The organism is Symplocastrum torsivum (assembly GCF_059505465.1).
Genome location: NZ_JCACKQ010000012.1, coordinates 12,991 through 36,782 on the forward strand (window position 1 = coordinate 12,991; position 23,792 = coordinate 36,782).

General features: G+C 47.0%; 21 protein-coding genes. 3 read left to right on the top strand and 18 right to left on the bottom strand.

Annotation, left to right across the window (positions count from 1 at the left end; translation table 11 throughout):
* The first annotated feature begins 330 nt into the window (after nucleotides 1–330).
* Nucleotides 331–3,174, top strand: coding sequence for a PAS domain-containing sensor histidine kinase (locus AC5JL3_RS03840; RefSeq protein WP_496073218.1), 2,844 nt, complete (start codon nucleotides 331–333; stop codon nucleotides 3,172–3,174).
* 52 nt (nucleotides 3,175–3,226) lie between these two features.
* Here AC5JL3_RS03840 and hisG read toward each other — a convergent pair whose 3' ends face one another.
* A complete protein-coding gene (gene hisG / locus AC5JL3_RS03845) occupies nucleotides 3,227–3,880 on the bottom strand; it encodes an ATP phosphoribosyltransferase (RefSeq protein ID WP_192218242.1) in 654 nt (217 codons plus the stop codon).
* Between the two features lie 63 nt (nucleotides 3,881–3,943).
* Here hisG and AC5JL3_RS03850 point away from each other — a divergent pair, with 63 nt between their 5' ends.
* Together AC5JL3_RS03850 and rppA are read left to right on the top strand one after the other, a co-directional pair.
* Nucleotides 3,944–4,594: a glutathione S-transferase family protein gene (locus AC5JL3_RS03850; protein WP_496073219.1), complete on the top strand. Its 651-nt coding sequence runs from the start codon at nucleotides 3,944–3,946 to the stop codon at nucleotides 4,592–4,594.
* Between the two features lie 47 nt (nucleotides 4,595–4,641).
* Nucleotides 4,642–5,325: a two-component system response regulator RppA gene (rppA, locus tag AC5JL3_RS03855; protein WP_192218244.1), complete on the top strand. Its 684-nt coding sequence runs from the start codon at nucleotides 4,642–4,644 to the stop codon at nucleotides 5,323–5,325.
* 46 nt (nucleotides 5,326–5,371) lie between these two features.
* Here rppA and AC5JL3_RS03860 read toward each other — a convergent pair whose 3' ends face one another.
* From AC5JL3_RS03860 to AC5JL3_RS03940, 17 genes are all read right to left on the bottom strand, one after another.
* Nucleotides 5,372–5,530 (bottom strand): hypothetical protein, encoded by a 159-nt coding sequence (locus AC5JL3_RS03860; protein WP_496073220.1) that lies wholly within the window; start codon nucleotides 5,528–5,530, stop codon nucleotides 5,372–5,374.
* A complete protein-coding gene (locus AC5JL3_RS03865; protein ID WP_496073221.1) occupies nucleotides 5,530–5,952 on the bottom strand; it encodes a hypothetical protein in 423 nt (140 codons plus the stop codon). Before AC5JL3_RS03865 ends, AC5JL3_RS03860 begins: the two co-directional genes overlap by 1 nt.
* 222 nt (nucleotides 5,953–6,174) lie before the next feature.
* Nucleotides 6,175–8,346 carry a glutamine synthetase III family protein gene (locus tag AC5JL3_RS03870; RefSeq protein WP_496073222.1) on the bottom strand — a complete coding sequence of 724 codons (2,172 nt, stop codon included), beginning with the start codon at nucleotides 8,344–8,346 and terminating at the stop codon, nucleotides 6,175–6,177.
* Between the two features lie 105 nt (nucleotides 8,347–8,451).
* Nucleotides 8,452–9,405, bottom strand: coding sequence for a polyphosphate kinase 2 (gene ppk2 / locus AC5JL3_RS03875; RefSeq protein ID WP_496073223.1), 954 nt, complete (start codon nucleotides 9,403–9,405; stop codon nucleotides 8,452–8,454).
* 577 nt (nucleotides 9,406–9,982) lie between these two features.
* Complete coding sequence (cpcG4, locus tag AC5JL3_RS03880; RefSeq protein WP_496073224.1) at nucleotides 9,983–10,744, bottom strand: phycobilisome rod-core linker protein CpcG4; 762 nt, start codon at nucleotides 10,742–10,744, stop codon at nucleotides 9,983–9,985.
* A gap of 124 nt (nucleotides 10,745–10,868) precedes the next feature.
* Complete coding sequence (gene cpcG2, locus AC5JL3_RS03885; RefSeq protein WP_496073225.1) at nucleotides 10,869–11,729, bottom strand: phycobilisome rod-core linker protein CpcG2; 861 nt, start codon at nucleotides 11,727–11,729, stop codon at nucleotides 10,869–10,871.
* Complete coding sequence (cpcG1, locus tag AC5JL3_RS03890; RefSeq protein ID WP_496073226.1) at nucleotides 11,680–12,510, bottom strand: phycobilisome rod-core linker protein CpcG1; 831 nt, start codon at nucleotides 12,508–12,510, stop codon at nucleotides 11,680–11,682. The genes cpcG2 and cpcG1 overlap by 50 nt, the downstream gene beginning before the upstream one ends.
* Before the next feature lie 75 nt (nucleotides 12,511–12,585).
* Nucleotides 12,586–13,215, bottom strand: coding sequence for a C-phycocyanin alpha-cysteine-84 phycocyanobilin lyase subunit CpcF (cpcF, locus tag AC5JL3_RS03895; protein ID WP_496073227.1), 630 nt, complete (start codon nucleotides 13,213–13,215; stop codon nucleotides 12,586–12,588).
* Nucleotides 13,216–13,294: 79 nt separating this feature from the next.
* Nucleotides 13,295–14,119, bottom strand: coding sequence for a C-phycocyanin alpha-cysteine-84 phycocyanobilin lyase subunit CpcE (cpcE, locus tag AC5JL3_RS03900; protein WP_496073228.1), 825 nt, complete (start codon nucleotides 14,117–14,119; stop codon nucleotides 13,295–13,297).
* A gap of 10 nt (nucleotides 14,120–14,129) precedes the next feature.
* On the bottom strand, nucleotides 14,130–14,420 hold the full coding sequence (gene cpcD / locus AC5JL3_RS03905; protein ID WP_496073229.1) for a rod-capping linker protein CpcD: 291 nt from the start codon (nucleotides 14,418–14,420) through the stop codon (nucleotides 14,130–14,132).
* A gap of 87 nt (nucleotides 14,421–14,507) precedes the next feature.
* A complete protein-coding gene (locus tag AC5JL3_RS03910; protein ID WP_496073230.1) occupies nucleotides 14,508–15,368 on the bottom strand; it encodes a phycobilisome rod-core linker polypeptide in 861 nt (286 codons plus the stop codon).
* Between the two features lie 202 nt (nucleotides 15,369–15,570).
* Nucleotides 15,571–16,059 carry a C-phycocyanin subunit alpha gene (cpcA, locus tag AC5JL3_RS03915; protein ID WP_496073231.1) on the bottom strand — a complete coding sequence of 163 codons (489 nt, stop codon included), beginning with the start codon at nucleotides 16,057–16,059 and terminating at the stop codon, nucleotides 15,571–15,573.
* 51 nt (nucleotides 16,060–16,110) lie between these two features.
* Nucleotides 16,111–16,629: a C-phycocyanin subunit beta gene (cpcB, locus tag AC5JL3_RS03920; protein WP_192218255.1), complete on the bottom strand. Its 519-nt coding sequence runs from the start codon at nucleotides 16,627–16,629 to the stop codon at nucleotides 16,111–16,113.
* 699 nt (nucleotides 16,630–17,328) lie between these two features.
* Entirely contained in the window at nucleotides 17,329–18,309 is a 981-nt protein-coding gene (locus AC5JL3_RS03925; protein ID WP_496073232.1) for an RluA family pseudouridine synthase, read from the bottom strand.
* 704 nt (nucleotides 18,310–19,013) lie between these two features.
* Complete coding sequence (locus AC5JL3_RS03930) at nucleotides 19,014–20,144, bottom strand: CO2 hydration protein (RefSeq protein WP_496073233.1); 1,131 nt, start codon at nucleotides 20,142–20,144, stop codon at nucleotides 19,014–19,016.
* A 20-nt stretch (nucleotides 20,145–20,164) separates the two neighbouring features.
* Nucleotides 20,165–21,691: an NADH-quinone oxidoreductase subunit M gene (locus tag AC5JL3_RS03935; protein WP_496073234.1), complete on the bottom strand. Its 1,527-nt coding sequence runs from the start codon at nucleotides 21,689–21,691 to the stop codon at nucleotides 20,165–20,167.
* 83 nt (nucleotides 21,692–21,774) lie between these two features.
* Entirely contained in the window at nucleotides 21,775–23,673 is a 1,899-nt protein-coding gene (locus AC5JL3_RS03940) for an NAD(P)H-quinone oxidoreductase subunit F (protein WP_496073235.1), read from the bottom strand.
* Between the last annotated feature and the right edge of the window lie 119 nt (nucleotides 23,674–23,792).

Here is a 23,792-nt window from a genome sequence, read left to right on the forward strand (position 1 = left end):
TAGTGAGTATCCGAAAGATCAGTATTTACTCTGAGCCAATTAGCCTAAGAAAGTGTCATAGATAGTTATAGGTACTGATTTTTCGAGATTTACACTGAGATTGCTGTGGTCATTAATACTTTGTTGAAGGGAAATATTAGAAAAGCGAACTTATACCGAGTTGCATTCAAAGATGGTACACCCAGTCGATAGAGAGTTGGGGAAAAGAATGTACTACATTTGACCGCAACTTGGTATTAACAACGGAAGGCACAGACTATTTATTGAGCCAACGTTGAACTTTAGCCACGACTAGCAGCGAATTGTCAAGGGACAGATTTTGAACAGTGTATGCTGAACCATTTGAACGACTTCTTCTCCGGAAACTTCATGTCTCATGGACATTGCTATCTCTGGAAGCCAGAATTGGTGTGGTTGCACGCCGGGTCGGACTTTTTGATTGCACTGTCCTACTACTCAATTCCCCTACTGCTAGTCTATTTTGTGCGTCGGCGTCACGATGTTCCATTTCAGGGGATTTTCTTCTTATTTAGTACCTTCATTTTGTCCTGTGGCACTACCCACTTGCTAGAAATCTGGACGCTCTGGCACCCTTACTATTGGGTAACAGGTTTCATGAAAGCGGTTACTGCGATCGCATCTCTGTACACCGCTTCCGAATTAGTATCACTGCTCCCACAAGCATTAGCCTTACCAAGTCCTGCCCAATTGGAAGCTGCCAACTATGCTCTAGAAAAGGAAATTGTTGAGCATCGGCAAACTGTAGCAGCACTCAAGCAATCACAACAACGGTTATCCCTCTTGGTGCAGCAAACACCAATGGCTGTCATTGAATGGAATCTTGATTGTGAGGTGAGTGAGTGGAACCCTGCTGCCGAGACAATGTTTGGTTATAAAAAGAGCGAAGCGATCGGACAACACGCCACCACATTGATGGTACCTGGATGTGACAAAGAACAGTTCAACAAGATTTGGCAAGACCTCTTGAGTTGTCAAAGCGGAAGCTGTAACAGTAACCAGCACTATACGCCAGATGATAGAAGCCTATTTTGTGAATGGTACAACATTCCTTTAATGGAACCAAACGGCTCCTGCGTTGGAGTTGCGTCCTTGGTGCAGGACATCACCAAGCGTAAAGAGGCAGAAGATGTCTTGCGTCGGGCGAATGAAGAATTAGAACAACGAGTAGAGAAACGAACTAACGAACTTTTCCAAGCCAATGAAGTTTTGCAAGCGGAAATGATTGAGCGTCAGTTGGCAGAGTCAGCACTCTGGGAAAGTGAGGCACGCTTGCATACGGTTGTCACCAAAGCACCAATTATTTTATATGCCACGGATAGTAACGGTAAGCTCAAACTTTTAGAAGGCAGAGGACTAGAGCGTTTAGGTCATCAACCGGGCAGATTCCTTAGAGAGTCAGACTTTGACCTGTACCGTGACCAACTAAAGATATTAGAAAATCTTCCTGATGTCCTTCAAAGTAGCGATCGCTCTTGGATTGTTAACGTAGGTGACTCGGTGTATGAAAATCGAGCAACACCAGTACGAGATAAAAACGACCAAGTCACAGAGTTAATTGGTGTAGCCACTGACATCACCCAACGTCAGCAAGCCGAATCTACCCTAGCCGAACGTGAACGTTACTTAGCTGCCTTAGTCGAAGTTCAGCACCGCCTATTGTCACTCAAAGGTGAGGAAAACTACTACTCGCTAATCCTAGAACTGCTGGGTCAAGCGGCTAACGCTAGTCACGTTTATGTCTTTGAGAACTCCCGCGACGCTAATGAGCAACTGCTACTCAGCAAGCGCGGACAGTGGAAAACAACCACACTCTCCTCCAAACCAGAGACGCACTCACCCCAGAATTTACCCTACAACGAATGTGTCCCCCGTTGGGCAAAGGTGTTGGCAAAGGGTAAAACGATAATGGGACGAGTGAGTGAATTCCCTGATCAAGAGCGTGTTGTTTTAGAGCGTATCGGGCTTTTATCCCTCTTGGTTTTACCCCTCACGGTGAACGAGCAGTTTTTTGGATTTATTGTCTTCGGCAACTGTGAAGAAGCACGAGTCTGGACAGCTTCGGAAGTAGATTTGTTGAGAGCAGCAGCAGCAGCCCTTTCTCTACAGCATGAGCGTTCTAAAGCTGAGGTTGCTCTCCGACAATCGGAAGCCCAGCTTAGAGAACAAGCAACCCAACTCGAACAAACCCTACACCAGCTCAAGAAAGCCCAAGCCCAACTGGTGCAAAGCGAGAAAATGTCAAGTCTAGGCTTGATGGTTGCAGGAATTGCCCACGAAATCAATAATCCCGTCTGTTTTGTTTATGGCAATCTCACTCCAGCTAGCGAATATATCCAGGAACTACTCGATTTAGTAGACCTTTACCGACAGCACTATCCAGTTCCAGTACCAGCTATTTCTGAGTACACACAAGAGATTGACTTGGACTTCCTGATGGAAGATTTGCCTGACCTCCTAGAATCGATGAAAGTGGGAGCTGAGCGTATCCGTGATATTGTCGCCTCTTTACGGACGTTCTCGCGGCTGGATGAGGCAAAAATGAAGCGTGTCAATATCCACGAAGGTCTCGACAGCACCCTTTTAATTTTGCAGCACCGACTTAGAGAAAAGCCGGGACACCCTAAGATTCAGGTGATTAAAAAGTACGCCACCCTACCATTAATCGAATGTTATGCAGGGCAACTCAACCAAGTGTTTACCAACATCCTGGCTAATGCCATTGATGCTCTGGAGTCCCACACCGTCAGCAGTGAGCAAGTAGAGAGTGAGATATTAAGTCCCCCTTCCTCACCTTGTATCCAGATTTGTACTGAAATCGTCGATAGTTTGGAATCACATCAAGACTCAAAAAACGTAGTCATCCGTATTCGTGACAATGGTCCTGGGATGACGGAGTCAGTGCGGCTTCGGCTGTTTGACCCCTTCTTTACGACAAAACCTGTCGGTCAAGGTACAGGTCTTGGATTGTCGATTAGCTATCAAATTGTAGTAGCAGAACACCGTGGGGAATTACGCTGCGTATCGGCACCGGGGCAAGGAACTGAGTTTTGTATTCAAATTCCAATTCAGCAGCCTAGTGTGAAATCATCGACTAACAGTAGTGTTGTCCCAGATTCACAGATGTTTCTTACGAAAGAGCGAAGGTTTCTGTAAGGTGTAACTGGCAACAGATGTTCTCCTATCTGCTAGAGGAAAAAGGCTCGCGCTATCCTTTGACAACGCCAACTGTATAAGCTTCCCGAATCTGCTCAACCCAATTGCAGAGATTATCTGTATTCAGGCGGTAACTCAACGGATGGGCAATCAGCCGTGCTGTACTCTCAAACAGCGTATCAATCTCAATCAAGCCATTCTCTTGCAACGTCCGACCTGTTGAAACCAAATCAACAATCGCCTCCGACATCCCTGTGATTGGGCCGAGTTCTACAGAACCGTAGAGTGGAATAATTTCTACTGGTAAATCCAGGTTATTAAAATACTCGCGAGCGCAGTGAACAAACTTTGAGGCGACGCGACCGTGAGGTGGTAGTTCCAAAGAACGTCGATAAGAGCTAGAAGCGCGTACCGCTACTGACATCCGGCATTTTCCAAACTGTAAATCTGCTAAATTAGCAACCTGAGACGCTTTCTCCCGCAGGACATCGTAACCAACAATTCCTAATTGGGCTTGACCATATTCCACATAAACCGGAACATCTTGCGCTCGTACTAGCAAGGCTTTAGCTGTGCCAGTAGGATCTTGAATCTGGAGTTGACGGCTTTTTGGGTCAAGAAAAGCACTAAAGTCTAAGCCAACCGATTGTAGGAGGCGGATGCTGTCAGAAAAAAGAGCGCCTTTTGGCAATGCGACAGTAATCATGAAAAAATTAAGTTCACGAGGAACAACTCGTATTAATAAATTAGTCAAGTTTTGTTATTTTATATGACCCAGCTCACTCTAGTTATTGGGAATAAGAATTATTCCTCATGGTCATGGCGTCCTTGGCTAGCCATGAAACAAGCTGGACTAGACTTTGCAGAGATACGCATTCCCTTAGATACCCCAACATCACATCAGGAAATTCGACGTTATTCTCCATCAGGCAGAGTGCCAGTTTTGCTGCACAACGACCTGACTATCTGGGAATCTCTAGCAATTTGTGAATATGTTGCAGAGGGCTTTGCACCAAACCTATGGCCAAAAGATACAGCCGCACGGGCAGTAGCTCGCTCAGTTAGCACTGAAATGCACGCTGGATTCGTAAGCCTACGCCAAAATATGCCGATGGATTGCCGTTCTCGACACCCTGGTTTGGGGATGAATGCGAGTGTGCAAGCCGATGTCGATCGCATTACGGCGATTTGGCGTGAATGTCGTGAAAAGTTTGGGGATGGTGGAGATTTGCTCTTTGGACATTTCACGATCGCAGATGCAATGTTTGCCCCTGTAGTCTCGCGGTTCGTCACCTATGAGGTGCATTTAGATTCAGTTGCACAGGCTTATGCTGAGGCCGTTTGGGCACTTCCAGCGATGCAGGAATGGGTACTAGCTGCAAACAACGAGGTCGAAAGCATTGAGACTATTCAGCATTAAGGGAAGGATAATAAAAGCTAGATAGGTGAAAGCTGATAGCTAGCACAATGCGAATCCTTTTAGTTGATGACGAAGTTGAGCTGACTGACCCATTGAGTCGAGTATTGAGTCGTGAGGGTTATGGTGTTGATGTCGCTTACGATGGAGCATCGGGTAGGAGGTTAGCATCACAAGACATTTATGACTTGTTGATTTTGGATTGGATGCTGCCACAACTGTCGGGTTTGGCAATTTGTCAGCAATTGCGATCACAAGGACGCACCACACCCGTTCTCTTCCTGACGGCGAAAGACACTCTAGATGATCGAGTACAGGGATTAGATGCGGGTGCTGATGACTATCTAGTTAAACCATTTGAACTGCGAGAATTACTCGCAAGAGTTCGCGCCCTCTTACGGCGTTCTGCGGCTACAGACACCAGTACCAGTCAACGCCTACGAGTAGCAGGACTAGAACTCGACTTGGACAATCAGCTAGCTTATCGCAGTGAACGCTTGATTGAATTGTCAGAAAAAGAAAGTCAACTGCTGGAATACTTTATGCGCCACAGTGGGCAATTATTGACTCATGGGCAAATTTATCAACACTTGTGGGTAGAAGACGAACAGCCGAGTAGTAATGTTGTTGCGGCTTTAATTCGTTTGTTGCGTCGCAAAATTGAGGCAAAGGGTGAAACGCCGCTAATCCACACAGTCTACGGTAAAGGTTATCGCTTTGGAGATAGTGGTTAGAAGCTATCAACTATACGGTGCAAGCTTTTTATCAATCTCAACTTAATTAAAACAGGCGATTGAAACTGCGGAAGATTAACTCGACTGTGGCTGAGGAGTTTATCCGGCTGTATTTAGGTAGTGATTCAGTTGGGGATGAAGAGTCGTCGTAGGGTGAGGGATGCGATCGCAGAAAACTCACGATAAACCCATAACAAGTAATCATCACTCTGATTTAGGAGGATGCCAACCAGCCCGTTGTCTTACCCGTTGACGGGTAGCTTCAGGGAGATCGCTCATGGGGATAAAGGCGATTGCAAACCACGCTGAACGGCTTGGGCTAATGCTTCTGACTTGCGGAGTTGTCCAAGCTGGTAATATTTGCAAGAGCGCAAGCAATTCGTAACGTTCTGCTTCACTCAATCCAGTTGTTTTTCCTCGTTGTTGAAGTTCACCAAGTCGCTGATTTTGCACAGCATCCATTTTAGAATCCGCTAATGCCAGTACCTCTGCATCGGAAAGACTGGATACGCTTGGATATGAACCATCCTCAGACAGGTTCTCCCAGGTAGGCAACAACATCTCTAGTGCATCAGCAAGAATTGCTGCGACATCTCGCTCTTGTTGCCTCTCCAAGACGTTTGACATATTCGACTAAGTTTTCTGGCAGGGTAAGCGTCACTTCAACAGCCATGTTTCAATCTGCCTAAACTTGTTATCTCAAGTATAGATTGCCGTCTAAGGATAAGGAGCAGTTGTAGGGGATGAATTGAGTCCAAACAAACTCAGCCGATGCGATCGCATCGGCTGAGCCAGGGTAGAAACTTCGCTTAGTTGTACAAGGCGACAGCTCTAAGGGTTCTATATCCCTTACTTAACAAACAGCATTTCTTGATAGGTCGGTAAAGGCCAGAAATCATCGGCTACTTCCTCTTCAAGCGCATCGGCATATTCTCGCACCTTGTCCATTAACGGACAAATTGTTTGGGCAAAATATTGCATGTGGTCTTCCAGTGAGGCAAAATCGTGTTTGCCCATCGCCGCACTAAGTTTGCTGACGTTATCCATCATCAATCGAATCAGCGATGCCACTTTTTCGGCGCTTTCCTTGTCCAATTCGATACCGATCGCTTTGGAGTTGGCGATCGCTGTGGACAGTTCAGATAGATACCGAACCGCAGCGGGGTAGATGATGGTTTTTGCCATACTCACCACTAGTTTGGCTTCGACTTCAATCGCCAGCGTATACTGTTCGGCATAAACCTCAAATCGGCTTTCTAGCTCAATTGGCGTGAGTACACCGAGTCGGTTGAATAGTTCTTCGATATGATCGGCTTTTAAGACAGGTAACGCATCGGCTGTCGTCCGCAGGTCAGCTAAACCCCGTTCTTCAACCGCCATTTTGTGCCATTCTTCGGAATAGCCGTTGCCACCAAACACCACGGCGCTGTGCTTGTCCATCACCTCTTTGAGAACGGTTTTGGCAGCAGCATTGAGGTCAGCTCCCTTAGCCATCTCGCTCTCTAAGGCATCGGCAATCCAGATCAAGGAATCTGCCATGATCGTGTTCATCGCCACGAGTGGACCCGAAACGGACTGACCCGAACCGACTGCCCGGAACTCAAATCGGTTGCCCGTAAAGGCAAAGGGCGAAGTGCGGTTGCGATCGCCAGGGTCTTTGGGGAACACTGGCAACGTGTCTACGCCGAGTTCCATTACCCCAGCGTGGGCAGAACTGGTTGGCTGTCCCTGGCTAATTTGCTCAAACACCTGCTCTAGTTGCGTTCCCAGATAAACCGAGATGATTGCCGGGGGAGCCTCATTCGCACCCAAGCGATGATCATTACTAGCTGTGGCAACAACTGCCCGCATCAGGGGGCCATACTTATGCACGCCCCGAATCACCGCCCCACAGAACAGCAAAAATTGCATATTTGCATGGGGAGTATCGCCTGGATCGAGCAAATTGCCTTGAGTGGCGTTGCCAACCGACCAGTTGACGTGTTTCCCAGAACCATTAATTCCAGCAAACGGCTTCTCGTGCAAGAGGCAGACAAAGCCATGTTTCTTCGCCGTACTCTTGAGGATGGTCATTGTTAACTGCTGGTGATCGCTGGCAACATTGGCGGCTTCAAAAAATGGCGCAATCTCAAACTGACCCGGAGCCACTTCGTTGTGGCGAGTTTTTGCCGGAATGCCTAGCCGATACATTTTCTCTTCTACGTCCTGCATGAACACTTGGACGCGATCGGGAATGGCACCGAAGTAGTGATCATCAAATTGCTGACCTTTGGCAGGGGGTTTGCCAAATAGGGTTCTGCCTGTTAGCAGCAAATCGGGACGACTATGGGCAAAATGAGCATCAACCAAAAAGTATTCTTGCTCTGGACCACAACTGGAGTTGACTGGCGCAACTTCCGTGTGTCCCAACAGCTTTAGCAGGCGGGTTGCGGCTTTGTTCATCGCTGCATTCGAGCGCAACAGGGGCGTTTTCTTATCTAGGGCGACACCTGTCCAGGAGATGAACACGGTGGGAATGCACAAGGTGACACCATTGTCGGTTTCCATCACATAGGCAGGACTGGTGACATCCCACGCCGTGTAGCCGCGAGCTTCAAAGGTAGAACGCAGTCCACCATTCGGAAAGGACGAGCCATCCGGTTCACCCTGCACTAGAACTTTCCCGGTAAATTCAGTAATGACGCTGCCATCCCCTTGCACCGAAATGAAACCATCATGCTTTTCAGCCGTTGCATTCGTCATTGGGTAAAAGACGTGCGCGTAATACAATGCCCCTTTAGACGTTGCCCAATCTTTCATCGCCGCCGCCACGGCACCCGCTACCGATACATCCAGTTTTCCGCCTGTTTGAATCGTATTCTTGACAGATTTATAGACATCTTTGGGCAAGCTTGCCTGCATTTTGCTCAGCGTAAATACATCCGTTGCCCACAGCGCTTCTAGTCGCTGCGGCATCTTGGGCGGTAAGGGTTTGCGATCGGTGACTTGAGTGACAGCTTGAACGCGCAATTCATGGGTCATGATGATTGATTCCTAAAAATGTGGGGTTTATGTGAGCGTGCAACATCGACTCTCGCAACTATGAGGACAACATTGTTAATAACATTCACCGTGGGTGAATGCTTACTACACTTGTGGGACAAAGAACTGCTCGTTGCGGGGCGGACGCACATAGTCATGAGGGGCGCTCTTGCGAGGCGGCAGTTCCAGGGGTTCCGGAGTCATATCCACATAGGGAATTTTGCTCAAAAAATGGCTAATGCAGTTGAGGCGAGCGCGTTTTTTGTCGTCCGCTTCCACTGTGAACCAAGGGGCTTCGGGAATGTTGGTGTGGGCAAACATCGCGTCTTTTGCCTGAGAATATTCCACCCAGCGATCGCGTGACTCCAGATCCATTGGACTCAGTTTCCAGCGACGAGCCGGATCAGTCGTGCGAGACTGGAAGCGGCGCTCCTGCTCCTCATCACTCACCGAGAACCAATACTTCAGCAAAACAATGCCAGCTCTGACCAGCATCCGCTCGAATTCTGGACAGGTTTGCATGAATTCCTGGTACTGCTCATCGGTGCAGAAGCCCATAACGTACTCAACTCCGGCACGGTTATACCAACTGCGATCAAAACAGACGATTTCACCCGCAGCCGGAAGATGCAGCACATAGCGCTGGAAGTACCATTCGGTCTTTTCGCGATCGCTGGGCATCCCCAATGCTACGACTCGACAGCCACGTGGATTCAGCGGTTCGGTGATGCGCTTAATCGTACCTCCCTTTCCTGCGGCATCGCGCCCTTCAAATAGGATGACGATGCGGGCACCTGTATGCTTTGCCCAGTATTGCATTTTTACCAGTTCTACCTGTAGACGGGCAAGTTCTTTTTTGTACTCTTTGTTAAGGAGCTTAGAACCGCTTTCGCGCTCAGATGTATGGTAAAGCTCTTTCCGTTCTGGGGTTTTGCTCAGCTTGGCTTTTTTCTTGCCCTTATCCTTTTTTTTCTTGTTCTTGGTTTCTTTCGGTTCTGCGGCTAGAGGCCCTACCGTTGCGGTTGGCGAATGGCTACCGTTCATATTTTCGGTTTCCATAATTGTCCCTACATGACATGAGAGGGGTACGGAGCAAGTAACAGCGAACTGATGGAAATTGGGGACGCAAAGTTCAAGAAAAACACAGCCTTTGAATCTGCACTGAATCTGGAAACCTGATAGTTGCTGAATTCTGAGGCAATGTATCAAAAACTGAGGCTTACAACCTTACAATACCCTTAAAGTCCTGAAAAATTTCTTAGACAGATGTAACAGAAAATTTAATTAAACTCTTAACCTATAATCGCTATGCTCCACTAAAGGTATCTCCTACTCGCCTATAGTAGAAACAGAAAAATAAGACTTTTGTATCGAAAGCAACTAAAGAAGCACACTCATCAAACCGTGGAAAATTTACTGTAGTTTCTGTAGTTTCGTCCAAAGTGGCTTGTGAAAACTATGAACAATGACAATCACTAATCGGGAACTGCAACTTCTTTTCCATTACCTATTATCAAAAAGGCGATCGCTTTTTCATGAAAATTGGGTCTAGCTTCTGCTTAGCAGACACCCCACTCACTGAGGCATCTTATAAGCGGAAACTAGACCCAGCTAGTTCTTAGGCTAAATTATCTCTTTAGCGTTTGCCCCGATAAGGCACTTTGCTCAGGTAATCAATACTAGACGCTGAGACATTTTGCGCGTAGGTGCGCTTGGAATTGACGTTTGCCGCCATATCGCGATACTTGCGAGGGTCGCCTTCCTGAAGTTGACGCTCCTGGTACTTACGGCTGTAGAACTTCTCCACCGTAAAGCGCCAGTCGGTTTTAACCGTACCAACAACTTCGCGGTAGTCTTCGCCGTAGCGGGGAGTCACCAAGTTAATCGGACGACCTTCCATACGCTTACGCTGGTAAGGCACAGTGTAATCACCAAACGCTTCGGTATACTCTTCGCTGTCAATCAGAGCATCCACAAAACCATAGAAGCCGAGAGTGCCAATCTTAATTGACCAAGCAATCTCTTCCTCTTTGTTATAGGGGGCACGACCCAGAAAGCGCTTGAGGCAAACTTCAACAAGCCGATAGTTGTTATTGCTTTCAACCACCAAGCGATAAAACGCTTCAGACTTCGCGATACCACGAACAAAGTCGCGCACAGTGAGTGTCCGGTTCTTAAGCTGAGATTCCAGAGCTTTCTGACGATTCACTTGGAGAACAGCGTGTTCACTGTAAAGCTGGCGATAGACAGCATTAATCAGCCCAAGTATTTCAGCCGCAGAATTGGTGTCTTCCAGACGACAAATGTACGGAGTATCTTCGTCTTCGTCAGCTACCCCAAAGCTACGAACCCTCACATTTTGGGTTGTGGGCTTGTATTGCAGTAATGGCAATGCCATGTAAAAATCCCCCTTTTAGACTATTACAAAAACTTATCAGATTTCAGCGTTTTTGTTGATGCCCATAATTCAATTTGAGCATGACTTTGACCGCCTACAAAACTTTTGCTTGATTGCCCCAAGATTAACGCAGTGGGAAACTAGCAGAAGTGTCAACGGAAACAGGTACTCCCGATGGCGTATCCCGTGTCATATCAGGAATCTTGATATTATCTGTCTGTACCGTCACCGTATTAGTCATGGCTTTTGGCTTAATTGACCTTGCCATATCCAAGAAGTTACTGACAGCGCCCCACTTGTAACGCTCATCTTCCAGTTTGTCGCGCCAGTATTCACTATAGCGGGGTGTTACTAAGTTAAAGGGACGACCTTTATAGCGACGCCGTTGATAAGGAACCGTATTCTCGCCAAAATTTTCTAAGTACTCTGGGCTATCAATCAAGGCATCTACAAAACCGCCCCAACCTAAGGTGGCGATTTTGATTGACCAGGCAATCTCTTCATCTTTGTTGTAAGGTTCACGACCCAACAATCGTTTGAGCGTCAATTCAACGACTCGATAGTTAGAATTTGGCTCGACAACCAAGCGGAAAAATGCATCAGATTTCGCTATCCCCCGAACAAAATCACGCACAGTAATCGTACGATTTTTGAGTTGCGATTCTAGGCTAGTCTGACGATTAGATTTAAGGATTTCATGTTCACTCAAAACTTGTCGGTAAACTGCCCAGATTAATTCCAGAACATCATTCTGATCCAGGCAGTCTTCTGTACGATAAATCCGAGGGGTATCTTCACTGGGGACTTCATAACCTGAGACTCGCTGATTCTGCGAGGAGGGTTTGTAGTTTAAGAGAGGTATTGACATTGGGTTGGTTATTAGTTGTTGGTTGTTAGTTGTTTGGGGTTGATGGACTAATTGACCAATGACGTTGTTAAGTTGTGGGTCTTCTGTAAAGGTAGCGGTAGGGTAGAGCCACCTCATTACGACCAATAACAGGTTGTGGCGTAGCAACTTTGCGGGTCATGTCGGGCAGTGGTCTACTTGTCGCTTGAGAAATTGCCCGATCTTTTGTCCGTTGATAGTTGACTCCACCGGGGCTGATACTCCGTGCCATTGACAAAAAGGTGTCGGGAATGGCTTGGCGAACTCCCCGTTGCGCCGATTGACCAGAGACTTGAACTTGATAGTAAGAACCCTCGAAACTAATCTGACGCGCGCGCCAGTAATCACTGTAGCGGGGGTTAACCAGGTTAAACGGGCGGTCTTTGTAGCGACGACGCTGATAAGGCACGATCGTATCCCCGAAGTTTTGGCGATATTCTTCGCTATCAACTACAGCATCAATAAAGCCAGATAAGCCTTTGGTCGCAATCACAATTGACCAAGCGATTTGCTCGTCTTTGTTATAGGTAGCGCGACCGAGAAAGCGCTTGAAGGTAATATCAACTAAGCGATAGTTGGAGTTAGTGTCTGCAACCAGTGTCCGATAAACATCGGTTTTACCTAGTCCTCGGATAAAATCGCGCACGGAGATAGCCCGATTTTTTAGCTGAGATTCTAGGTAGGGTTGCCGATATGTTTCGAGAATCAGATGTTCACTAAAAATTTGGCGGTAGCCTGCCCAAATCAACTCCTTAATCTCGAAGTCTTCACTAGTTGGAGTTAGGCGGTAATATTGGAAATCATCCTCGTCGGGAACTTCGTAGCCCTCGACGCGCTGATTCTGAGAACTTGGTGTAATTTCAAGGAGAGGAATCGACATAGTTATTAGTTATTGGTTGTTGGTTATTGGTTATTAGTTGTTGGTGATTAGCTGCTAATAATAAACAGCAAACAACTAACAACCATTCTTTTGTTGTGCCATCAATACTCGCGATCGCACAGCTAAATCTGCCTCGGATGAAAGCATTTGCTCAAACCGATTTCTGATTCGCTCAATCATGCCAGTTGCATTGGCTGCCAGTGCTTCTAAGCCGACAATGGCGGCGTAGCGATTTGCCCATTCGGCATCTTGAGAAACGTCTAGAAGTGTTTTTAATGCGAGATCTTGTGCCTCCTGTCCCTGCTCAGGTGACAGTTGGTGCCATTGCAAATTTCCCAGCCCTTTAGCGGCAGCACGGCGCACACTGGGGGCAAAGTCGCTGGCGGCGGCTGTAACCAAGACATCAAGGGCACGGGGGTCAGCAATTGTCGCTAACGCCCGAATCGAATAGGCTCTTGCTCCGTAGTTATACTCATCCAACTGGTTCAAAAGTGGCATCACTGCCGCTTCCCCCAGCCCAATCAGTCCCTCAACCGCTATTACTGCTGCTTCTGGGTTGTTGTAACCCAACACGGTAATTAGCGTAGGAATTACCTCTTCTGAGTTGGTAGCGACCAATGCCCGCACAGACTCGACCAGCCCTTCGGCAGAATTTGCCTGTTCAACAGCCTGGATGAGTGCTTGGATACGGGTAGAGTCGATCATATCAGTGTGTCAGTGATCAGTAGTCAGTAGTCAGTGGTCAGTCGCTTAAGAAACAACTGACAAGTAACTGCTGACAAAACTACAAAAGCGAATCCATCAGCTTCATTACCCGGATGGTGTCATCAGAAAGCGTATTGGCTTCGGGTGTTAGCTGATGTTCCAGCAGTCCTTTAAGGGCAATGAGCTTGAAGCTGTTTTCGGCTGAGGCAGTTGCGATCGCTTCGGCAGCGGGTAGATACCCAATTGCACCGAGGTCTGATAAAGCGACTCGGCGCAATACAACATCTTGCCCCTGTAAGGCTTGGACTAGGGGTTTCCCATAAGCCTCGTCCCTAGTTAGCTGATACATCGCTCGCGTTGCGGCATACTGCAACCGCCGTGCCTGATGTTCTAGGAAGGGTTTAATCAATGGAATCGCTTCAGTCGCCTTCAGCGTCCCTAGAGCTTCGATCACTGCCTCACAGGGTTGGGTAAAGTGGGGGCGTCCTGGTACTCGCTCAGCAGCAGCAAGTCCACTGCTGAGCAATTGCATTAATGGGGAGACAGCGGCTCGGTCACCTAACATTTCCAGAGATTGAGCCGCTGCTTCTCGCACGTAAAAGTCCGAGCAGTCTAAGCAACGGATTAACCCTGGCACGGCTCTTTGATCACCTAGCTTACCCAAGGCTCTTGCAGCATTACGCCGCAGCGGATACCCACCCAATTCTGTCCGATCAGCTTCGTCGTCTAGGGCTTCAATCAAGGCGTCTACCACGGCTGGTTCTGAGACTCGGAATTTGCCTAGCCACCAAGCGGCGTAATAGCGGAGACTCAAATCTGTGCCGCGCAAGTTGGCGATCGCTTCTTCCACTGTCAGCGCCGGAGCGGCGGTATCACTCGACGCCTCTGGATTGAAATCGGTCATTCGTTCGGTCTCAGCCTTCAGCTTTTGCTTTTTTTCTGTCGCTTTCGCTATCGGGTTTTAGGGCTGATTCAGCAGTCAACGGCTCAATGCTGACGATTCTCCCACCCAATCGGGCAATCCGCTGCATTTCTTCGTTCATCCGGGAATACGGTACCGTCATGAACACACTGCCGCTACGGCGAATCTCATAGTTATTTTTGTCGGTTTCTTCGTTCTGACGTAAGCCGACAACTTCATAGCGAAAGACACGGCTTCCTGCTGAGTTGAGACCACCGGTACCTACTGCTGTTTGACCAAACATCGCTTTAATAATCTCCTAATCTGGGTTGTTGGGGATTGGGGATTAGGGATTGGGGATATTTCCTAGTCCCTAGCCCCTAGTCCTCTCTTAAGCTGGTGTTATGCTGACGATTTTTCCGCCTTGGCGCTGAATTTGCTGCATTTTGTCTGATAGCCTTTCGTAAGGCACCAGGTAGGCAGTGCTGCTACGGCGTAGCTTCGGATAGCCGGGACCGCGTAGGCTAGTTACTTCAATGCGATAAACGCGATCGCCTGTTCCTACAGCATTACCGAGGGCTTTTTTCGGAGCAATATCGCTAGAGGCACGGAATGACCAGTTTTCGTTACTACCAGACGGTCCAATAATAGAGGAGGCCCCGTTAGCTGCTAGCTCACGCGCTAAGCGAGGGAACGAACCACCGACCTGAGAGCGATCGCTATTGGCATAGCCACGATACAGTTGGAACATCCGGTTAAAACCGACAGTTTTTTGCCCCGTTTGTGTGGCAAAACCGCGATAGTAAGGGACAACACTGTCGCCAAAATTGGTTTGATACTCTACAGAGTCGATATAAGAATCAACCTCTGTCTCATACCCCTTCTCGTGGTACAGGTCTAGGTGATAGACCACTTCTGACTCATCGTAAGGTGCGCGACCCAACAGATGCTTGTAATTCAGTTCAATAAACCGGGTTTGAAAATTGTTGTAGAAAAACTTGGATTTGTATAGCTCCGACTTGGCAACGGAACGCACGAATTCTCGCACGCTGATATCCCCATCGCGTAGGAGCGATTCGGCACTTGTAAGCCGTTCAGACTTCATCAAATAGTCGTTGCCCAAAACCTGACGGTAGACGGCACGAATCACCGCTTCAATATCTTCTTTCGTGGCATGGGGGCGTAACTCAATCTTCGGCGCATCACTAAATGCTGAAGTGCCTAACCGTGAGGCTGCTGATGTAATTGCCATTTGTTTAACTCTCCCAACAAGCTAGCTTTTTAGTTGTTCGTTGTTAGTTGTTCGTTATTAGTTGTTCGCTTTTCAGAACTAATAACTAATAACCAATAACTAATAACTAACCCATAGATACAACAAAGCCCGGAGAGATAAGCAGTTGAAGCACGATTTGAAAGCGTTTCACCTGCATACCTTTCCGGGCACGCCTATGCAATTAGCTCAGGGCATTAATCGCATAGTCGATGTAGGTGTTAGCTTCGTTAGCCGCTTGACCACTCAAACCATGATTGGATTTGATGTGCTTGAGGGCTTCAACGTACCAGCTAGGAGACAACTCGAATGCACGGTTGATTTCATCTAAACCAGCAACGAGGTACTCATCCATAGGACCTGTGCCACCAGCAACACAGCAGTAGGTCACCATACGCAGGTAGTGACCGATGTCACGAGCGCACTTGGACTTACCACGGCTGTCAGACGCATACTGAGGTCCTTGCATCTGGGTGGTGTAAGGGAATTTCTGGTACACCGCTTGAGCAGCACCGTCAATCAGCTTTTGAGCGTTTTGGGTCAAAGCACGAGCCGCTTCCATGCTTGCGGCTGCACGATCAAAGCGACCATTAACAGCTTGCAACTCAGTGTTGCCCAAAAAACGACCTTGGGTATCAGCAGCAGCGATCGCTTCAGTAATTGGGGTTTTCATTCTTGACTTAGTCTCCCTCTTAGTTTCAAGTTTTTTAACAAACAGTAATTCTTAGGCAACAGCAGCAGCAGCGCGGTCGAAGTAGCTAGCGAGTTCAGACATCAACTGGCTGCAATCGCCTTTGGTGATGCCGTTGGGGTCATTAGCGATTGAAACCGCAGCATCCTTCATCTTCTGAACGCCAACTGATACGGAAGAGCCAGGGGTTCCCAAAGCTTGATAGGTTTCACGCAGACCATTGAGGCAGCGATCATCTAACACGCTGGAGTCACCAGCCATCATCGCGTAGGTGACGTAGCGCAGAATGATTTCCATGTCGCGGAGGCAAGCTGCCATCCGACGGTTGGTGTAAGCGTTACCACCAGGAGCAATCAGCTGGGGTTGCTCTTCAAACAGAGCGCGAGCCGCATCGGTCACGATGGTGGAAGCGTTGCTGGTGATGCGATTAACGGTATCCATGCGCTTGTTACCGTCTTTGACCATGTTGGTCAAGGCATCCAGTTGCTCGGTGCTCAAGAATTCACCTTTGGAATCTGCTTGAGAAACAACCTTGGCGAATGCATCTAACATGAACTCAATCTCCTACTGACTTGGTTAAGAGTGGTTGTGGTTACAAAGTAAAGCTCCACTTTAGGGAAGCCAATCTCATTCAAAATTCTGAATGCGATCGCTATTGGTCAAGAACAGACATCTGTAAAATCACTGGCTTTTTCAGGCTGCTCACTCATGCCGTTCGCTACCCATACAAAGAGTAACTAAACAAATATTCATGCATGAATTATGAGAAAAATTGGTTCTTTTATGAGAAACGAGCGAGCTTGATAAATCAGTATTTATTTAACTTTTGTCTGTCATTGATCCCCTACAGGTAACTTTTATACAACGCCATTGGGGCATTATTCGTTACAAATCATGAAGTTTTTTCTACCTAAGTCAAGAAGGGCTTGAAACCCTTACGAGGCAAAGTTTATACCGTCCACTACCTAGAGAGTTATGCAGATCTAGGTAAGTATTTTTACCTAGAAAAATATTGAAAAGTGTAATTTTATTTTTTCTTAAGATTCTGCTGAAACCAAGTCGAATCAATCAATTGCAGATTTTGGATAAGTGCCAGTTATAAAGCTTATTTGTAAAGATTATTTAACTTATATTTGGGTTTGGGAGCCATCAACTCGTGATTTTCCCTGAACAGGACGGGAGAAAATGCCGGGGATAGGGATATGGGAAGCGTGTGCTGTCTGTAGAACTCCCAATTGCAAGTTGAGATTTTTAGTTCGGAGGAACCCCTCGCTTCCGGAGAACGTCCAGCAGGGTGTTAAAGGTTTTGGGAATAGGAGCAGTCACCGAAATCCGCTCCTCCGACACAGGATGCTGTAATGTGAGTCGCCACGCATGTAGGGCTTGACCCGGAAGATTGACACCGACAGAACGACCAGCGCTGTAAACAGGGTCACCGACAATAGGATGTCCAATATAGGCGCTATGAACCCGAATTTGGTGGGTACGTCCCGTTTCTAGTTGAAAGTACATGAGGGTGTAGTTGCCGAGTCGTTCTTGGACTTGCCAATGGGTAACAGCTAGCCGTCCTCCTTTCTCCAGTGGCACCACAGCCATTTTTTTGCGGTCTACAGGATGACGCCCGATGGGTTGGTCAATCGTGCCGTTGTCAGATGATGTTGCCCCATAAACTACACCAAGATATTCTCGTCGGGCGGTTTTTGCTTTTAGCTGAGCTTGCAGGTGTTGATGAGCTTGGTCTGTTTTAGCGATCGCAATTGCCCCCGTTGTATCCTTGTCCAAACGGTGGACAATTCCAGGGCGTTGAACGCCACCAATTCCCGCAAGATTTTGGCAGTGAGCAAGAAGAGCATTAACAAGAGTACCGCTTTCGTGTCCTGCGGCAGGATGGACGACGAGGTCAGCAGGTTTGTTGACAATGATGAGGGAGTCATCCTCGTAAAGAACATCCAGGGGGATAGCTTCGGGTTGCAAATCCAGGGGGATAACTTCAGGAATGGTGAGGGAAATGCGATCGCCTAATTGCACCATTGTTTTTTTGGAGGTGCAAGATTTACCGTTAATCTGCAAGCTACCTTGTTCAATTAGCTGTTGGATACGCGATCGGGATAGGTCAGGTAATTCTTGAGAAAGATAGCGATCAATGCGTAAGCGTTCACCGCGAGTGTTTCCAATGAGTAACCCACTATCAGCATCACCCTTTTCTTCAACTTGTAGATTAATTTCGGTCACAGATTGTCTAGATTAATTCCCGTTCTTGTAGTCGAATGCGATCGCATTCGACTCATTCCAATATGGTAGTGAAAAATCAACTTGACTGCTCTTTCTTCTGTATTCTGAATTTCTCACCCTGAGTCGATTCAATTTTGCTGTTGCTAGCCTATGAGCCGTCTAAAAAGCAATTCGTTCCCTGCTAAAAAATTGAGTAAGAACTTTAGTAGTCTTTGGTTATTAGAATTAAATGCAGAGTATTTTTATCTAGCAATTTGAGTAATCAATTAGTAGGAACAGTTTTAGCTTGGGATCAGCGTGTATTTCGACAAACTAATGTTGAGTAATATAGTCCTCAACTTGCAATCTTCCGTCTTTTTTATAACCTATTATCTGAATTTACACCTTGAAGCCATACCAGCACTAGGAGAAGTGGTTCCTTATTTTTATCTGACATTACAGGAAAGTTGGATTGGGAATTGGAACAAATAATCTAAGAGCCAAACTCCCGAATCCAAAATCATGGCATTGGGACCGCACACCCAGTTTGTCTGACCCCAGATTGCCAGTATTGGGTATTTTGATACTGTATGTTGTGCTAGGTATTACAGTTTTGGGATTTAACCGTTCTCCCCTACGCACAAATATTTATGTTTCCAACGTCCACGAAAAGCGGCAAGCGGAAGGTAGTTTGCTGTGGATGAATGCGGGAAATGTAGATAGAGCTAACTGTTTACGTCAGGCAAACGTGATGTCAGGAATCGATCCATCCAGCTTTCTAAATAGACTCGATTCTTCTGTTGTTGCTTTGCGTCAGTCGTGTTTAGGGGATAAGGTGCCAATCCAAAAATTGTTGCTGTCGTAACACAAAACATTGATTTTTGGAAACTAATGCAGATCTGCACCCGTAAGTCATTCTCACCGCGACGCGATCGCTTATAAATTTCGTGGAGATAGTCAGGTAGATAATGACGCATATCCTGCATCAGAAGGGTGGGGGGAATCCCTGCACCACCAATCGGTAAGGGGTCAGCATACAATGCCCCGTAAGCAAATCTACTCTGATCTGGGGAAATCTGATTGGCTTGAGCATTATAGGAAACTGTTCCTCGGAATGGCGTTCCCCGGAAGAAGACTGCCTCAACATAAGGCACTGCTGTATCAGCGAGAAACGTCAATCCTAAGGATTTGGGAAGGATTTCATACGTCTTTCCACGAATCGTTGCAGCATAAGTAATTGGCAAGTTAGCATTTTCTACCAAACCCGTTTGAATATGCTCAACAACTTGGGGAATTGAGGTGATTTCTCCATTTTCATAGCGGTCAGCTAATTCAAGGAACATATCACTCATCACCCGCCAAAATTGCCCCAACCCACTGTAATAAGCCAACTGGCGCACGAGTTCGGGTAAAAAGTCAGGAAATAGCCAGTTTAGCCCCTGCATCAAGGGACTAGCTTTAAATCGTGCCTGAATCGCTTGTTGCGATCGCTTTTCAAACTCCGGTGTATCCAGATAGGCATCTAACCCGCCGCCCCCGTGCCAGAACATCGCTTTCATGCAGTATTCGGCATACTCAAAATTAATGCGATCGTGCCACCAGTGACGCAACAACTTTCCTAGCGAAACTTCCCCGTTAAAGTATTTAAAAAAGGGAAAAAACACTAAAAATTGGTGTTCTGCAATGTAATTAAGATTGCGGGAGTAGGCATCAAGAACAATGCCATAACTCTTGAGAATTCCAACAACCTCCATAACATTTTCCGGTGAATCTGGCAGTAGTCCCTCACCAGCAATCAGCTTTTGAATATAGTCTTCTAGAGGATGGTTACGGGGCTTTTTCTTGCTAAGTACCATTTACGTTCTCTTAAATCGTTTTATAAAGGTGCTTTCAACGTAGATTCCACACTTGCCTGTGAAGGCGCTTGCAGTGCAACTGTCGTTGCTGGCGGCGCAAAAGCCGCTACCGTTGTTTCGGAGATTCTTGTTAGCCATCCCGGCTGTACTCCCAGAACTACGATCAATATCGCTAAAACAATCGCTGGTAGGCACTCACTCCAGTACACTTTTGGTAAATCGATCACCCGTATAGACAGACGGCCAAAGAAAGCACGGTCGAGCAAAATTAAAAGGTATACAGCCGTTAAGCCAGTACCAATCATACAAAGAAGAGTTTGTGCTGGAAATACAGGAAAACTGCCTCGGAACACCAGGAATTCTGAGATAAATCCCACCATTCCAGGGATACCTGCACTTGCCATTGCTCCTACTACCATCAGGCTGCCAATTAACGGTAAGCCTCGTTCAGGATTGAGCAGACCATTGAGGACATCTAAATCTCGTGAGCCAGTCTTTTTATAAACCACACCCACTAGCAAAAACAGTAGCGCTGATATCAGACCATGGCTGACCATTTGCAGGACGGAACCTGCTAGTGAGAGAGGGGTGGCAGCAGCAACAGCAAGGAGAATATAGCCCATATGCCCGACGGAACTATACGCCACCATTTTTTTCATATCTCGCTGTGCGATCGCATTTAGCGAACCGTACAGCACACTCACTACTGCCCAAGTCGCTAGGAATGGTGCCACAGTTGCCCAAGCCTCAGGAAACAACCCTAACCCAAACCGCAATAAACCATAGGTGCCTAACTTCAGCAGCACACCCGCTAATAGGACAGAAATGGGTGTAGATGCCTCAACGTGAGCATCCGGCAACCAAGTGTGGAACGGTACCAAGGGAATCTTGATCCCAAAGCCAATCAAAAGCGCTCCTAGTAGCAACAATTGACTAGTTTGAGATAGTGAAGACGCCAACGCCACAGCTTCGGTGTAAGCAAAGCTAGTTGCACCACTCAAAAACACTACACCCAAGAATGCTGCCAGAATTAACGCTCCGGATACCGCTGTATAGAGGAGAAACTTCGTTGCCGCATAGCCCCGTCGTTGCCCTCCCCAAATTGCGATTAACAAATACAGTGGGATGAGTTCCAGCTCATAAAATAAGAAAAATAGTAGTAAGTCTTGAGCGAGAAAAGCACCTGAAACTCCAGCATTTAATAAAAAGATCAAAGCGTAATAGAGTCGCGGTCGGTCAAGATTCTCATCTGTACTATAAAGAGCAATTCCTGTCAGTAACCCATTCAATACCAGCAATGGCAGCGATAAACCATCTACCCCCAAGCTGTAGGTTAGACCTAAAGCCTCAATCCAGGTTAAAGATTCTTGAAACTGCTGATGAACATCACCAGGGTTAAACTGCAACAGTAGCACGCTCGACCAAATAAATAGACCACCCGCAACTGCCAATGCTACTTGACGCGCCCCCTTAGATGTAACGGTTCCGGGCCAAAACGCCATAAGAGTGGCACAGAGTATTGGTACCCAAATCAAGGCACTCAGCATAAGTTGACTAGTCTCCTTAGTAGTTGTTCGTTTTTGGTTATTAGTTGTTGGAGAATAGATTCATCTAACAACTAACAACAACTTCACTGACCGCTAAACAAAGACAATTGATCTAAAGACCACTGGCTCAAAGACCATTGATTCAATGGCCAAATCATTAGAAGTACCAACAGGCTCACGCCTACTAGGATAGTTAGTGCATAGAACTGTGCCTTACCTGAAGTGTTGTACTTCAAGCTCTGACCACTAAAAACTGTGGCAAAACCAACTAAGTTGACCAATCCATCAACAATATATCGATCAATCCAAGCTGTAATTTTAGAAGATATATCAACGAGAAAAACTACAGTTAGACGGTACAGTCGATCAATATAAAAGTCATAGGCAAGTAAGTCTTGGACAAATTTCAAGGGAATCCGAACAGACCTTGACCAAGTTCTGGGTAGGTAAACGATTGACCCTAGAGTGCAACCCAGCACGCTAGAGCTTGGTAAGAACAACTGGGGAAGTTGAATGAGGTACTGGTACTTAGCAGTAGGCAGTAGTGAGAGTCGCTGGAGTAACAGTGGTGTCATCAGGGTTAATACAGTTAATGTCACCATTGGTAGTGCCATAGGCCAATCGACTTCGGGGGTTCGACGAGTCTTGGGATGCGGAGTACCAAGGAAAACAAGACGAAAGACGCGGGTTAATCCAAAGGCGTTAATACCATTAACCAAGAGGGCGATTGCTACTAACCAGGGATGGTTAGTCCAAAAGGCGTTAATCCCTTTACTCAGCGCCCAATAACCGCCCAAGGGAAGTAATCCGATTAAGCCTGCTGCCCCGACGATATAAGCACTGGTTGTCGCGGGCATCCGTGACCACAAGCCTCCCATTTCAGTAAGGTCTTGGTTGTTGGTGACGAGAATGACTGAGCCAATACTCATAAACAGTAGGGCTTTGGCAACTGCATGGGCAAGGAGTAAGGAGGCAGCAACATCAGCGCGTTGCAAGCCAACAGCGATGAAGACTAAACCTAGGTAAGCGCTGGTGGTATGGGATAGCGATCGCTTAATATCAATTTGTGCGATCGCCACAAAGGATTCTCCAATCGCTGTTACTGTGCCAATTACAATCAAGACAGCTAATGTCACAGGAGATAGAGCTAGAATCGGTACCAACTGAATCAGCACAAAAGCGCCGCAACCTACCACCAAAGAATTTCGCAGCAATGAGGCTGGGTTGGGGCCTTCCATTGCCTCATCAAGCCACAAATGCAAGGGAAATTGGGCACATTTACCAATCGGCCCAGCAATCAACGCCAACCCTAAAAGTGTTGCTGTCAACGGGGGTAAGTTTGCCGTTTCTGCCCATTGATACAAATCAGGAAAATCTAAGCTTCCCGCCAGAGTCGCCAGTACCACGACACCCATCAACAGCAAGATGTCTCCCACCCGCTTAGTTAAAAAGGCATCTCGTGCTGCCGTGACGACCAAAGGCTGTGCGTACCAAAAGCCCACAATTAGATAGGTACTCAACGTCAGCATTTCCAAAAGCGCATAGCTCAGGAAAAGCGAGTCACTGATCGCAATCCCGCTCATTGCAGCCTCGAAAAATCCCATCAGAGCAAAGAAGCGAGCTAACGCCCAATCCTTCTCCATGTAACCCAAGGAATAGAGTTGTGCAAGCAGACTCAAGCTGGTCACAACCTCCATTGCTCCGACACTGACGGGTGAAATTTTTAACGCCAAGGATAAGTCTAAATCAGCGACCTGGAGCCAGTGATACACTATCTCTTGCGCTGGCTGGTTCCAAACTGCCCCGAAGATCAACCAGCCATGAACACATGCCAAAAGTGTCATCAACAGGTTAAGGTAAGCCGCTGGTCGAGGTCCCGTGCGACGAATAACACCTGTTGCCCAAGGTACGCTTAAAACTGCACCAACTAAACCATAAAAAGGTACACACCAACTTGTCTGAGCAAGAAACTCAGTGTTCACGATTTCATACCTCACTATTGCTCCATAAACTTAGATTGGCTCAAATAAAATCCCTAATAAGTCGTAGGAAATTGATAACTTTTGTTTTTACAACGCAGATTTCTTTTGTCCTTTAATGT